This is a genomic window from Kitasatospora sp. NPDC001261, assembly GCF_042896795.1.
GTDB lineage: Bacteria > Actinomycetota > Actinomycetes > Streptomycetales > Streptomycetaceae > Kitasatospora.
On record NZ_JBIAXP010000008.1, the window covers coordinates 40295 to 52580 of the forward strand.

The window sequence follows — 12286 nt, forward strand, 5'->3', positions numbered from 1 at the left end:
GCCCCCGCACCTCCGCTCACACCTTCGCCAGCGCCCGCCGGACGTCCGCCCAGATGTCCTCGGGGTGCTCGATGCCCACTGACACCCGCACCGTCCCCGGGCCGATGCCCGCCGCCGCCAACTCCTCGTCCGACAGCTGCCGGTGGGAGGTGCTGGCCGGGTGCAGCACCAGGGTGTGCACGTCGCCCAGCGACGGGGCCAGCGAGGCGAGCCGGACGGACTCGGTGAACGTCGCGGCCGCTTCCCGGCCGCCGGCCAGGTCGAAGGCCAGGACTCCGCCGTGGCCGTCGGGCAGCAGGCGGCGGGCGAGGTCGTGGTCGGGGTGGGTGGGCAGGCCCGGGTAGTGGACGGCGGTGACCGCGGGGTGGGCGGCGAGCCGGCCGGCCAGGTCGAGCGCGGTCTCGCACTGGCGGCGGACCCGCAGGGCGAGGGTCTGCATCCCCCGCAGGGTCAGCCAGGCGGCGAACGGGTCGGCGGAGGCGCCGAGTTCGAGCGAGCGCCGCCAGACCTGGTGGTGCAGCGCCGGGTCGGCGAAGACGGCGATCCCGCCGAGGACGTCCGAGTGTCCGCCGAGGTACTTGGTCACGGAGTGGATCACGATGTCCGCGCCGTGCTCGATCGGGCGGCACAGCAGCGGGGTCGCGAAGGTGTTGTCCACCACGCTCACCACCCCGGCCCGCTTGGCGACGGCGATCAGCCCGGGCAGGTCGGTGACCCGGGTGGTGGGGTTGGAGACGGTCTCCAGGAACAGCACCCGGGTGGTGGGGCGCAGTGCGGCCGCCACTCCGGCCGGGTCGTCGCCGTTCACGTAACCGACCTCGACGCCCCAGCGCTCGGTGAGGTCGGTCAGCGCGCCGACGGTGCCGCCGTACAGGCTGCGCTGGGCGATCACGTGGTCGCCGGCACGCAGCAGGGCGAGCAGCGCGGTGTTGATCGCCCCCATGCCGGAGGCGGTGGCGAGGGCTCCGGTGCCGCCCTCGAGTCCGGCGACGGCCTGCTCCAGCGAGCGGACGGTGGGGTTGCCGAAGCGGTTGTAGAAGAAGGCGCCGTCCGGTCCCCCATGGGCTCCGGCGAGCGCGTCGCCGGTGTCGAAGGCGAACAGGTGGCTCTGGTGCAGCGGGACGCCCAGCGGACGGCTGCCGGTGACCTCGGTGAGCGGCGGGTGGACGACCCGGCTCTCGGGGCGCAGCTCGTCGGGGGCCTCGTGGGAGTGGTGGTCGCTCATGGCGTTCATCCTCGGGCGGTCTCGGCGCCCGGGCCATGGCCAATCGCCGTCGAGTGGCCTGCCCGGGCGGTCGTTCCGGCCCACCGCCCGAAGGCGGTGGCGACGCCCGGGTCGCGGCGGCGGGTGGTTCCCCTCTACGACGGGCGGCTCCCGACCACGGCGGGTGGCTCCCGACCACGGCGGGTGGCTCCCGGCGGCGGCGAGAGGCTCCCGACGCCTCGCGGCTACTCGCGGCTACTTGCGGCGGCTGAAGATCCGCTTGGCCGCGTAGACGATCCCGACGATCAGCAGCACCACGAACAGGATGATCAGGATCACCACGACCAGCAGGAACTTGCCCAGCTTGGCGAAGAAGCCCGACTTCTTCTTCTCCTCCTTGGCGAGGTGCGCGGCCTCGGCGGTGGAGGCACCGGAGGCGACCGTGGTGACGGAGGCACCGGAGGCGGCGCTCGCCCCGGTGCGGACCTCCGTACCGGCGTCCGCGGTGGAGGCCCCCACGGCCGCCCCCGGGTTCGCGGCGGCGGCCGCGACGGTTCGGGGTGCGGCCACCGCCGCCGCGCCCGATGCCACGGCGGTGAGGCCGGTGGCGGCCAGCAGGGCCACCAGGGCGCCAGCCATCGAACGTATGATCCGATTAGTCATCGTGCTCCTCAAAGCGGTTCCGGAGCAGCGCGGACCCCGCCGATCTGACCAATTTCTCATGGTCTGACCAGCTGGTTTTCCCATCCGCGCCTAGTATGCTCCACTGAAGTTCTACAGCGGTGTAAAAGTTTAGCGACGGGCCCTGCCCGGATCGGCTCCGGCCCCCGGCCACGCGAACCCGCCGCTTCGACGGGGGGCGCGTGGCAACTGTGGAGGATGACGACGTGTCTGGCCGCAAGGGTTCCCCCGGAGCCGAGAATTCGCCGCACCGGGCGGGCGGGCGCCGGAGCACCGGCCGGAGGGCCGACCGGACCGGAACCGGTCAGAACCCGGACAGCTCGGACATAGCGGAGGGCCCGGCGGAGGGCCGTGCGGCGGGCCGGGCGAAGAAGAAGCCCAAGCGCAGCACCAAGGAGAAGGTGCTCTGGGCGACCGCCGGCTGCACCGCCCTCGCCGTCCTCGGCGGCGCCGCCCTCTACTACCGGCTCAACAGCAACATCAGCACCTTCGACGGCGACGCCCTCAGCAAGGACCGCCCGGAGGCCGCGGCCCCGGACTCCCAGGGCCGCACCCCGGTCAACGTGCTGATGATCGGCTCGGACAGCCGCGGCAACGGCAACAGCGACCTGGGCGGCGGCGGGGACGGCGGCGCCCGCTCGGACACCGCGATCCTGCTGCACGTCTACGCCGACCACAAGCACGCCGTCGGCATCTCCATCCCCCGCGACTCCCTGGTCACCATCCCGCCGTGCAAGCTCCCCAACGGCAAGTGGACCAAGGAACAGACCAATGTGATGTTCAACAGCGCCTTCTCGGTCGGCGACAGCGACCAGGGCAACCCGGCCTGCACCCAGAACGCCGTCGAGAAGCTCACCAACCTGCGCGTCGACCACACCATCGTGGTGGACTTCAACGGCTTCGCGTCGATGACCAAGGCGGTCGGCGGCGTCGAGGTCTGCCTGCCGAACGACATCCACGAGGGAGACCTCAACCCCAACCTCGGCCGCAAGGGGAAGCTGCTCTTCGCCAAGGGCAAGCAGAAGGTCGAGGGCCAGAGCGCGCTGGACTACGTCCGGGTGCGGCACGGCATCGGCGACGGCTCCGACATCGGCCGCACCAAGCGCCAGCAGGCCTTCCTCTCCTCCCTCATCAAGGAGGTGAAGTCCCACGGCATGGACCCGACCACGCTGCTGCCGCTCGCCGACGCGGCCACGAAGTCGCTGACCGTCGACCCCGGCCTCGGCTCCGCCGCCAAGCTGCTCTCCTTCGCCATGGAACTCAAGGACGTGGACCTGCACGACATCAAGTTCCTGACCGTGCCGTGGCGTTACGAGGGCCCGCGGGTCGCCCTGGTCCACCCGGACGTGGACCAGCTCTGGGCCGCGCTCAAGGCCGACCGCACCATCGACGGCCAGGACGCGAGCGCCCCGGCCGAAGCCGGCTCCGCCTCCCCCGCCGCGGATCCCGCCACCACCCCCGCGGCCGCTCCGGCCCCGACGGCCGCCCCGGACGCCAAGGCCGCCGAGGTGAAGGTCTCCGTGCTCAACAGCACCGGCGAGACCGGGCTCGGCGGCCGGGCCGCGGAGACCGTCAAGGGCGCCGGCTACACCGTCACCGGCGTCGGCAACGCGGTCGGCAAGCCGCGCAGCACCACCGTCGTCGAGTACGGCACCGGCGAGCGCACCGCCGCCGAGTCGGTCGCCAAGCTCTTCCCCGGTGCGACCGTGCAGCCCGGCGGCCGGGGCGTCAGCGTCGTCCTCGGCCACGACTTCGCCGCCGCCAACCCGGCGGGCCCGGCCACGCCGGCCCCCGGTGGCGCCGCCACCGCGCCGGCCCCGCTGCCCACCAGCATCAGCGGCGCCGCCCGCTCGGCCGACGACGACCCCTGCAGCAACCTCTCGTACGGCTGAGCCCGGCCCCCTCGCACAGCGGTCCCCCGCACGACGGCGGGGCGCCTCCGGAACATCGCTCCGGAGACGCCCCGCCGAGGTACGTCCGAGGGGGTGTCAGCGCCTCGTCCCGCAGGACGGACAGAACGCGGCGCCGTCCGGGACGTCCTGGCGGCAGCCCGTGCACTGGACGGGCTGCGCCAGCCGGAAGCCGCAGCCCGGGCAGAACGGCGTGCCGTGGGTCTCGGTGTGGCACTGCGGGCAGACCAGCTGCCGCGGCGTGCTGACGTCGTACCCGGCCCCGGACTGCTGCCCGGCCTTGAACGCGCGCTCGGTGACCGCGTCGTTGAGACCGCGGTGCTGCGCCGCCACCGCCTCGGCCGCGGTGTCCGGGGCGCAGTTGTGGCACAGGCCCTGGGCCGGGTCGAAGCAGCGCCCGCAGGTGTATTGGGTGCACCGGGCGCAACGGTTGAAGTGGGACTGGGCGTTGGTGATGGCCCGCTGGAACGCGGCGTCCCGCGAGGTGCCCCAGGTCTGCCCGGCCAGCCCGTCGGCGGCGTTGCTGATGGTGTTGGCGTTGCCGCCGATCAGGTTCCAGGCCGCACTGACGCCCTTGCCTATCCAGCCGGCCATCTGGCCGGTCCGGAACGGTTCGAACGTCGAACGCCAGGTGTCCGAGCAGCGATAGCAGTAGAACTCGAACTGGAAGCCCGCGCCGGTGCCGTGCTGCTCGCACATGTCGCGGTAGTTGCTGCTGAAGTAGATCTCCGAACTCACGTCGTCCCCGGTCGCTCAATGGCCTGTCAGCGGTCGCTCCCAGGGACGATAGGGCCCATCGAACGGTTCCGCCAACAACGTTCGACCGTCCCCGATCAGAGCCCGGTGGCCGGCAGCAGCAGCACCCGTGCCGGATCGAACGGCTGCCAGCGCGCGGGCTGCCCGCTGCGGCCGATCCGCAGCCGGCACCAGCGCTGCCCGGCCGCGTCCTGCCACCACCCGCTGATCCGGCCGAGCGCCCAGGCACCGCCCCCGAGGTCCACCTCGACCGGCTGGTAGACCCACTGGACGTCCCGGTCCGCCGGTTCCGTTCCCACCGGACCTCCGGCGCCCACGGGACTGCACTGACTCTCCATCACGGCTCCGTCTCCCGACCCGGACCCGGCCGCCGGACGCCCCGCTCGGGGGCGGCCGACGGCCGGGGTGCAGCTCACCTCCTGAACTCTACAGGCGTGTAGAGGTCAGCGGGAGGAGTTCCGTCGAAGACGATCGACCCGGCCGGAGGACCGGCCGGGTCGGGGTGCCGGGGCGAGCCGGCCTCAGCGGTCCTTCCGCATCGAGGGCTCCTGCACCGACGGCGTGCGCGCCGACGACTTGCGCGCCGACCGCCGCCGCTGCCACAGGGCCAGCGGCACGATCCCGGCCAGCGCGGCGGCCTCCGGCGCCGGCGGCGCCTCGAACGGCGCGCCGGCCGCGCCCGCCGCCCCGGCCGGCACCTTGTCGAAGGTGTCCGGGACGGGCAGGGTGGACCAGTCGGACAGCGGCCAGGCGACCACGAAGGCTCGGCCGACCACGTTGTCCACCGGCACGAAGCCGTCGCCGGTCTCGTTGTGGTGCCAGCGGGAGTCCCGCGAGTTGTTGCGGTGGTCGCCCATCACCCACAGCTTGCCCTTGGGCACGGTGACGGTGCCCACCGGGTCGTTGTCGCAGGGCGTCGCACCGGGGAACAGGTACGGCTCGTCCAGCGCGACGCCGTTCACCCTCAGCGGCGCGCCCGCCTCGCAGTCGACGGTGTCCCCGCCGACCGCGATCACCCGCTTGATCAGGTCCTTCTCGTCCGCCGAGGGCATCAGGCCGACGGTGCTGAGCACCTTCTGGACACTGCCCATGACGGAGTCGCCGGAGCTCGCCGGCGTGCCCTCCAGCCAGCCACCCGGATCGCGGAACACCACCACCTCGCCGCGCTCGGGCTTGGCGCCGAACCACGGGGTGAACTTGTCGACCAGCACCCGGTCGCCGATCGCGAGGGTCTGCTCCATCGAGCCGGAGGGGATGGAGAAGGCCTGCACGAAGAAGGTCTTGATGCCGAGCGAGAGCAGCAGCGCGATCACCAGCAGGATCGGCAGCTCCTGCCAGAACGGGCGCTTCTTCCGGGGGCGCTCGGCCTCCTCGTCGGCCTTCCCGGGAGCGTCGGCGCCCGCGTTCACCGCGTCCGCCCCCTCCGCCACCGCGGTGCCCGTACCCGCCTCCGCTCCCGCCCGGCCGTCCCCGGCCCCCTCGCGCTCCGCGGCTCCGCCGCTCTCGCCGGACTCCGCGCTCTGCTGCACAGTCATTTCCTCGGCCCCTCCGACGGCCTGGCGGGAGCCGGTAGGAAGACCCCCTGTCAGGAACGAACCTACCGAACAGAGGTTCCCGGGCGCGCCCTGACGTGGATGCGCTCGCCCTGCGGACCGAACAGGCTGAGGAACTCCACCGGCTGCGGGCCCGCGTTGCCGAAGGCGTGCGGGGTGCGGGTGTCGAACTCGGCGGCCTCACCGGCCGCCAGCACCAGGTCGTGGGTGCCGAGCACCAGCCTCAGCCGCCCGGACAGCACGTACAGCCACTCGTACCCCTCGTGGACCTTCAGCTCCAGGTCCGGCCCGGCGTTCCGGCCGGGCGGCACGATGTGCTTGTAGGCGTGCAGGCCTCCCAGGTGGCGGGTGAGCGGGACGATGGTCTGGCCGTTCCTGGTCACCGGGCGCGGGTGGATCCGCGGGTCTCCGGTGGCCGGGGCGCCGACCAGTTCGTCCAGCGGCACCCGGTACTCCCGGGCCAGCGGCAGCAGCAGCTCCAGCGTCGGCTTGCGCTGCCCGGACTCCAGCCGGGACAGCGTGCTGAGCGAAATGCCGGTGGCGGCCGCCAGTTTGGCGAGCGTGGTGCCGCGCTCCCTGCGCAGCGCCCGCAGCCGCGGGCCCACCGTGGTGAGGACGTTCTCGAACTCTTCGTCGGCCATGCCTGCCATTTGCCGGTACGGCAAGGACCCTTGTCAATCCGGCACACGGGTGAGGACCGCTCCGCCACCCCTGCGGGTCACGCCCCGGGGCGCGTCCACGGCCCCGACGCCTATCCTCGCGTCATGCGCATCCACCTCACCCGGGACAGCGTCGCGGCCGGCGACGACGCCGACGCCCCGCACGCCGGGACCGTCACGCTCCCCGACGGCCTGGACGCCCCGGCGGCGCTCACCGCCCTCGGGCTCCCCCGGCCCCGGCTCCCGCTGATCGGCGGCGGCCTCGCCACCTGGGTGGTGCGCGCCGCCGACGGCACCCCGCTGGCCGTCCTCGCCCAGCAGTGGCCGCGGCCCCGCCCGCTGCCGGCCTGGCAGGGCCCGCTCGACCGCCTGGCCGGAGCGGACGGCACCGTCCGGCTGCACATCGAGTACCGGCGCCAACTGGACCCGGAGGCCGAGTACCAGCGGCTGCTGCCCGGCTAGCCCTACGGGTCCGAACAGCTACGGCGTGCCGAGGAACCAGAAGAACGGCCCCTGCTCGTACAGCGACCGCACGATCGGCTCGGACCAGTCCGTGACGACGAACAGCACCAGGCCCACCGCCCCGCCCAACAGCAGCCCGGCCACCACGGCCGCCGTCATCATCCCCGCGATCGCCCGCATCCGGGCCTCCTCCCCCGTCGCCGGGGAGACTCCCCCGCCGGCCCCGTGGCGGCACCGAACGTCCTTGGACCGAGGCCGAGTTGTCACCGAGCAGTGAGCAACGGTGAGCAACGGGGGCGGGAAGCGCGGCCCGCTACCGGTACTCGCGCAGCCTGGCCCGCACCCCGAACGCGGTGAGGCCGAGCGCCAGCAGCAGCGCCCCGCCGGCCAGCGCCGCCGTGGTGCCGTCGAGGTCGTCGTCGGTCGCGGCGACCGCCCGGTCCATCGCACCCGCGTTGATCGCGATGGTGTCCCCGATCGCGGTGCCCAACTGCCCGAAGTCGTAGTCGGACTGGCCCTTCGACAGCCCGGTGTTGAGCGTGACCGCCTCCTTCAGCCTCCCGGCGTCGCGCAGCTCGCGGATCCCGCGGTCGGTCCGCTGGTACTGCTGGAAGGCGTCCAGCACCCGCTCAGCGGCGTCCTGCTCGCCCGCGAAGGTGATGTTGTGCAGCTCGCTCCCCAGGTAGCCGCCGAAGGGGACCGCCGTACGGTCCGCGCGGTGCCGGGCGGCGGCGTCGGCCAGCCGGGCGCCGTAGTCCGGCAGTGCCGCCCCGTCGAGGCGGACGATCGCCTGCGCCTTGTCGAGGAAGCCCTGCTCGTAGGCGGCGGCGCGGCTCGGGTCGGTGAGGTAGCGGCTCTCGTCGGCGTTCATGTCGTACGCCACGGCGCGGGCCCGGCTGAGCGCGATCACCGAGTCGTAGGCGTTGCTCTTGGCCGTCACCAGGCGGTCGTCCGCACGGCCCGCCAGGGCGAGCGCGGTCACCAGCGCCGCGCCGGTCAGCACGGTGACGGCGGCCAACGCCGGGCTGAGGACCCGCCGGTAGCGCACGGCGAGGGCGCGCTGGAGGCCCAGCAGCGCGGCCAGCGCGAGCAGGCCGACGGCGAGCAGCCACCACCAGCCGCCGCCGAGCGCCCGGCGCTGCCCGGAGTACACCTGCTCGACGGTGGCCTCGTTGGCGGCGGTGACCTGGTCGGCGGCGGGCAGCAGCTGTTGGCGCAGCAGGTCGGTGGCCTGCCGGTAGGTGTCCAGGGCGGCCGGGGAGGGCTGTCCGGCTGGTGCCTTGGCCTGCTCCTCCAGCAGCCTGGCCTGGGCCACCAGGGCCTCGTAGCCGCCCAGTCGGTCGAGCACCAGCTGGACGGCGCGCTGCCCGGCCGGATCGTCGGCGGCGGCCTGGGCGGCCTGCTGGAGGTCGTCGTCGGCCTGGGCGCGGCGCTGCTCGTAGGCGTCCAGGGTCTGCCGGCGCAGCGCGGTGTAGTCGGGGTCGGCGCCGACCAGCAGCAGGTTGGCGGCCTGGGCGTCCATGTCGCTGAGCGCGAAGTAGAGGTCGGCGGCGCGGGTGGCCTGCGGGGCGGCCCGGTGGCCGATGGTGTCGGTGCCGTCGCGGGCTCCGCCGAGCACGGCGGTGGCGGTGGCGCCGAGGGCGAGCAGGGCGGCCAGGCTCAGTGCGGTGAGGCCGCGGACCAGGCGCGGGGTGGTCCAGTAGGCCCGACTGCCCGTCCTGCGGACGGCCCGGCCCAGGCGGGTCGGGGCGCCCGGCGCCTTCCCGGCTCGGCCCTCCTCGGCCCGTTCCTCCCGGCCCCGGCCTTCCCCGGCGCGGCCCTCCTCGGCAGGGTCGTCCTCCCGCGGGGCGCTCGCCCGGTGCTCCATGGAGGTCGTCATGACCACCCGTCCCTTCCCCCGTCGCACGGTCTGCCGACGCCCCGGCCGGAACCAAAGCACAGAACCGTTTCTCCACTTCCGCCGCGCGACGCTAGTGCCGCGTCACCGGCGACGAGGTGCTCCCTGACACCTCCTTGACGCCGCCGGGCACCGTTCTTGACGCGCTCTTGGCGCGCCCTCCCGGTGCCCGGCAGCCGTCACCCTCCGGCGAGGGCCGGGCGGCTCAGCCCTGGCCGGCCCTGCCGCCGCGATTCGCGTTCTTCTTCCGACGGGCCCTCTTCTTACGGGCGCGCTCGGACACGGCGGTCTTCCTCGTGGACGTCGGGTCGGCCCGGTTCAGGCCGCCCGGCCGACCAGCTGGTCGGCGAGCCTCGCCAGCCGCTTCAACGAACGCTCCTCCTGGGCGACCAGCGCCGTCTGCGCGACCGAACCGCCGTCGTAGTAGGCGCCGTTGGCGACCGGGACGCCCGGCAGGCAGAGCCGGACCACGGCCGCCGCCCCCTCCGCGGCCGGCGCTCCCGTACGCCCGTACAGCGGCAGCAGCGCGGTGGCGCACTGGCCCGGGTTGAGGCTGACGGCCGTGATGCCGGAGCCGGCCGGTGCCATCTCGGCGGTCGCCATGGTGAGCGCGAGCTGCGACTGCGCGTACGCGGCGACCCGCGAGTACCGCTTCGTCCGGTGCGGGTCCGCCCAGTTCATCGAGGCGGTGCGGTGCAGCGAGGAGGAGACGTTGACGATCCGGGCGTCGCCGGCCGCCGAGAGCGGCGCCCGCAGCAGCCGCGCCAGCAGGTGCGCGGCCAGGAAGTTGACCTGGAGCGAGACCTCGTTGCCGTCCTCGGTGAGGGTGCAGCGCTCGGGTGCCATCGCCGCGGCGTTGTTCACCAGCAGGTCCAGCGCCGGGTAGTGCTTGACGACCGCGCCGGCCAGCACGGCGATCTCCGCGAGATGGGTGAAGTCGGCTGCCAGTTCGACGAGTTGGTCCCGCCGGGCGCCCGCGGCGACCAGGCGCTCGACGGCCGCCTCGGCCTCGGCGGCGGTCCTGGCGTGCACCAGCACGGTGGCGCCCAGCCCGGCGAGCAGCCGGGCGGTCTCCCAGCCGATCCCGGAGGAGGCCCCGGTGACCAGGGCGGTGCGGCCGGACAGCACGGTGCCGGACATTGCGGACACGGCGGAGATGGACAGGACGGAGTCGGACATGACCGTTCCCAGGGTGCGTGGCACCGCCGGCCCTGACCGGACCGGGGGTGCGGGCTCAACTGGCCCGATGGAATGAGGAGAAGAGGAACGCCGAACGCCTTCTACGGATCGCGACGGCCCCGGGCGAGGCCCGCGCGCGCCCGCCCCCGCCCGCGCCGCGACGGCGCCGGGACGGGGTACGGCGCGCACCGTGCCCTCCGGCGGGGAGGCGCGGATCAGCGCACGGCGATGACGGCCACGGCAGCGCGGACCGTCGGCCGCCTATGCGGCGGACGGTCGTGATGGCGTACCGGGCGGTTCATGCTCCTCATCCAACCGACGCTCGCCCACCCGGGCAAGCGCCGCGCCGACGCCCTGACGAATCCCTGACGCAGCCACCCCCGCGGAGGTCCGGAGCTCCGGCCTACAGCCAGTTCCGCTTCTTGAACACCAGGTACAGCCCGGTGCACACCAGTGCCATCAACCCGATCGCGAACGGGTAGCCGAAGGCCCACTGGAGCTCCGGCATCGTCTCGAAGTTCATCCCGTACACCGTGCCGATCAGGGTCGGCGCGAAGAGGATGGCCGCCCAGGAGGAGATCTTCTTGATCTCGTCGTTCTGCACGTGCCCCGCCTCGGCGAGCTGCTTCATCTCCTCGTTCTGCCGCTGCGAGACCAGCGTCGCGTTGACGGTCAGGATGTTCTGGAGCATCTGCCGGAAGCCGTCCACCCGCTCGGCGGCGTAGGTGGCATGGTCGGCGACGTCGCGCAGGTAGCGCTGGAGCTCCTCGTCGGTGCCGTACTTGCCGAAGCCCGCCTCCAGGCTCTTCATGATCTCCAGCAGCGGGCGGGTGGCCCGCTGGAACTCGATCACCTCGCGGGACAGCTCGTAGATGCGGCGGGAGACCTGCGGGTCGCCCCCGAACACCTCGGTCTCGATCTCGTCGATGTCGTGCTGGAGGCCGGCGATCACCGGCGCGTAGCCGTCCACCACGGCGTCCAGCACCGCGTACAGCACCGCCTCGGGGCCGAGCGCCAGCAGCTCCGGGTCGTCCTCCAGGCGGCGGCGCACCGCCGACAGGTCCGGGGCCTGGGAGTGCCGGACGGTGAGCACGAAGTCGGGGCCGACGAAGAGGTGGATCTCGCCGAAGTCGACCTCCTCCGCCTCGTCCAGGTAGCGGGCGGCGCGCAGCACGACGAACAGGGTGTCGCCGTAGCGCTCCAGCTTCGGCCGCTGGTGGGCGACGATGGCGTCCTCGACGGCCAGCTCGTGCAGGTCGAACCGGTCGGCGGCCTCCAGCAGCTGCGCCTCGGCGGGGCGGAACAGGCCGATCCAGGCCATCGTGCCGGGCCGGTCGGGCAGCGTGCGGTAGATGTCGGCGAGGTCGGTGGGCGCGTCTATCCGGCGGCCGTCGCGGTAGACCGCCGCGTCCACGACGGAACGCTCCAGCGTCACCGGTTCGACGGGCTGGTCGGGGCGCGGGTCCATCGAGTGCTCGGGCGCCGGCTGGGTGTCCGAGGGCCGGACGACGGAACGGGAGAACGGACGCTTGCTCGCGCGCACGGCGCGCACACGCCAGTCGGACATGGCGGAGACCTCCACGGGGGATGCCCGGCCGCCGTACGGGAACACGGCGGCCGGAGGCGCCCGGCCGGCCGCCACGCGCACGGCGCGACCGGCGGCGCCTCGCCGGGAGGACGAGGTCAGTGCCGCGCGGGAGCCGTACGGGAGGAGGTGTGCCGGGGGCTGCGAGTGGTGCGGGACAACCGGGGGCGGGGCCGACTTCGACCCGTACTACTGCACTCCACGGCTCTCACCTCCTCGGCTCCGCGCGCTCACGCACCGGGAGGGGCGCCAGCACAACCCCGCCGAGTCTAGTACCCGTACGCCCCGGCCTCCGACCAGGGCCCCGGGCCGGGCACGCGTCCACCGCCCGCACCGGTGTTCCACGGAGCGCCCGGCGCCGGCCCCGCGCCCTCTCAACGGCCGCACCAGGTGGGGTTGT

At 73.8% G+C, this 12286-nt stretch carries 12 protein-coding genes; 2 read left to right on the forward strand and 10 right to left on the reverse strand.

The window, feature by feature from the left end; all coding sequences use genetic code 11:
• Positions 1-16 precede the first annotated feature (16 nt).
• Together ACFY4B_RS12885 and ACFY4B_RS12890 are read right to left on the reverse strand one after the other, a co-directional pair.
• Entirely contained in the window at positions 17-1225 is a 1209-nt protein-coding gene (locus ACFY4B_RS12885; protein ID WP_074004815.1) for a PLP-dependent aspartate aminotransferase family protein, read from the reverse strand.
• A 234-nt stretch (positions 1226-1459) separates the two neighbouring features.
• Entirely contained in the window at positions 1460-1843 is a 384-nt protein-coding gene (locus ACFY4B_RS12890) for a hypothetical protein (protein WP_107418885.1), read from the reverse strand.
• 248 nt (positions 1844-2091) lie between these two features.
• Here ACFY4B_RS12890 and ACFY4B_RS12895 point away from each other — a divergent pair, with 248 nt between their 5' ends.
• Positions 2092-3777 (forward strand): LCP family protein, encoded by a 1686-nt coding sequence (locus tag ACFY4B_RS12895; protein ID WP_387967719.1) that lies wholly within the window; start codon positions 2092-2094, stop codon positions 3775-3777.
• A gap of 96 nt (positions 3778-3873) precedes the next feature.
• Here the strand turns inward: ACFY4B_RS12895 and ACFY4B_RS12900 are convergent, their stop codons facing one another.
• The 4 genes from ACFY4B_RS12900 to ACFY4B_RS12915 form a co-directional block, all read right to left on the reverse strand.
• Positions 3874-4533, reverse strand: coding sequence for a zinc ribbon domain-containing protein (locus tag ACFY4B_RS12900; protein ID WP_049654596.1), 660 nt, complete (start codon positions 4531-4533; stop codon positions 3874-3876).
• Positions 4534-4628: 95 nt separating this feature from the next.
• Positions 4629-4850, reverse strand: coding sequence for a hypothetical protein (locus ACFY4B_RS12905; protein ID WP_375873829.1), 222 nt, complete (start codon positions 4848-4850; stop codon positions 4629-4631).
• 222 nt (positions 4851-5072) lie between these two features.
• Positions 5073-6086 carry a signal peptidase I gene (lepB, locus tag ACFY4B_RS12910; protein ID WP_117493041.1) on the reverse strand — a complete coding sequence of 338 codons (1014 nt, stop codon included), beginning with the start codon at positions 6084-6086 and terminating at the stop codon, positions 5073-5075.
• 62 nt (positions 6087-6148) lie between these two features.
• Positions 6149-6745 (reverse strand): helix-turn-helix domain-containing protein, encoded by a 597-nt coding sequence (locus ACFY4B_RS12915; protein WP_049654612.1) that lies wholly within the window; start codon positions 6743-6745, stop codon positions 6149-6151.
• Positions 6746-6868: 123 nt separating this feature from the next.
• Between ACFY4B_RS12915 and ACFY4B_RS12920 the strand changes: the two genes are divergently transcribed.
• Positions 6869-7225, forward strand: a complete 357-nt coding sequence (locus ACFY4B_RS12920) for a hypothetical protein (protein WP_387967722.1) — start codon at positions 6869-6871, stop codon at positions 7223-7225.
• 18 nt (positions 7226-7243) lie between these two features.
• Here ACFY4B_RS12920 and ACFY4B_RS12925 read toward each other — a convergent pair whose 3' ends face one another.
• From ACFY4B_RS12925 to ACFY4B_RS12940, 4 genes are all read right to left on the reverse strand, one after another.
• Positions 7244-7405: a hypothetical protein gene (locus ACFY4B_RS12925; RefSeq protein ID WP_387967724.1), complete on the reverse strand. Its 162-nt coding sequence runs from the start codon at positions 7403-7405 to the stop codon at positions 7244-7246.
• A 133-nt stretch (positions 7406-7538) separates the two neighbouring features.
• A complete protein-coding gene (locus tag ACFY4B_RS12930) occupies positions 7539-9104 on the reverse strand; it encodes a hypothetical protein (protein ID WP_387967726.1) in 1566 nt (521 codons plus the stop codon).
• 336 nt (positions 9105-9440) lie between these two features.
• On the reverse strand, positions 9441-10301 hold the full coding sequence (locus ACFY4B_RS12935; RefSeq protein ID WP_387967728.1) for an SDR family NAD(P)-dependent oxidoreductase: 861 nt from the start codon (positions 10299-10301) through the stop codon (positions 9441-9443).
• Between the two features lie 403 nt (positions 10302-10704).
• Positions 10705-11868 carry a magnesium and cobalt transport protein CorA gene (locus tag ACFY4B_RS12940; RefSeq protein WP_049654602.1) on the reverse strand — a complete coding sequence of 388 codons (1164 nt, stop codon included), beginning with the start codon at positions 11866-11868 and terminating at the stop codon, positions 10705-10707.
• Between the last annotated feature and the right edge of the window lie 418 nt (positions 11869-12286).

Coding starts and splice junctions, on each gene's coding strand:
- ACFY4B_RS12885 (WP_074004815.1), bottom strand. CDS start 1,225: ATGAGCGACCACCACTCCCACGAGGCCCCCGACGAGCTGCGCCCCGAG.
- ACFY4B_RS12890 (WP_107418885.1), bottom strand. CDS start 1,843: ATGGCTGGCGCCCTGGTGGCCCTGCTGGCCGCCACCGGCCTCACCGCC.
- lepB (WP_117493041.1), bottom strand. CDS start 6,086: ATGACTGTGCAGCAGAGCGCGGAGTCCGGCGAGAGCGGCGGAGCCGCG.
- ACFY4B_RS12915 (WP_049654612.1), bottom strand. CDS start 6,745: ATGGCCGACGAAGAGTTCGAGAACGTCCTCACCACGGTGGGCCCGCGG.
- ACFY4B_RS12920 (WP_387967722.1), top strand. CDS start 6,869: ATGCGCATCCACCTCACCCGGGACAGCGTCGCGGCCGGCGACGACGCC.
- ACFY4B_RS12925 (WP_387967724.1), bottom strand. CDS start 7,405: ATGCGGGCGATCGCGGGGATGATGACGGCGGCCGTGGTGGCCGGGCTG.
- ACFY4B_RS12930 (WP_387967726.1), bottom strand. CDS start 9,104: ATGACGACCTCCATGGAGCACCGGGCGAGCGCCCCGCGGGAGGACGAC.
- ACFY4B_RS12935 (WP_387967728.1), bottom strand. CDS start 10,301: ATGTCCGACTCCGTCCTGTCCATCTCCGCCGTGTCCGCAATGTCCGGC.
- ACFY4B_RS12940 (WP_049654602.1), bottom strand. CDS start 11,868: ATGTCCGACTGGCGTGTGCGCGCCGTGCGCGCGAGCAAGCGTCCGTTC.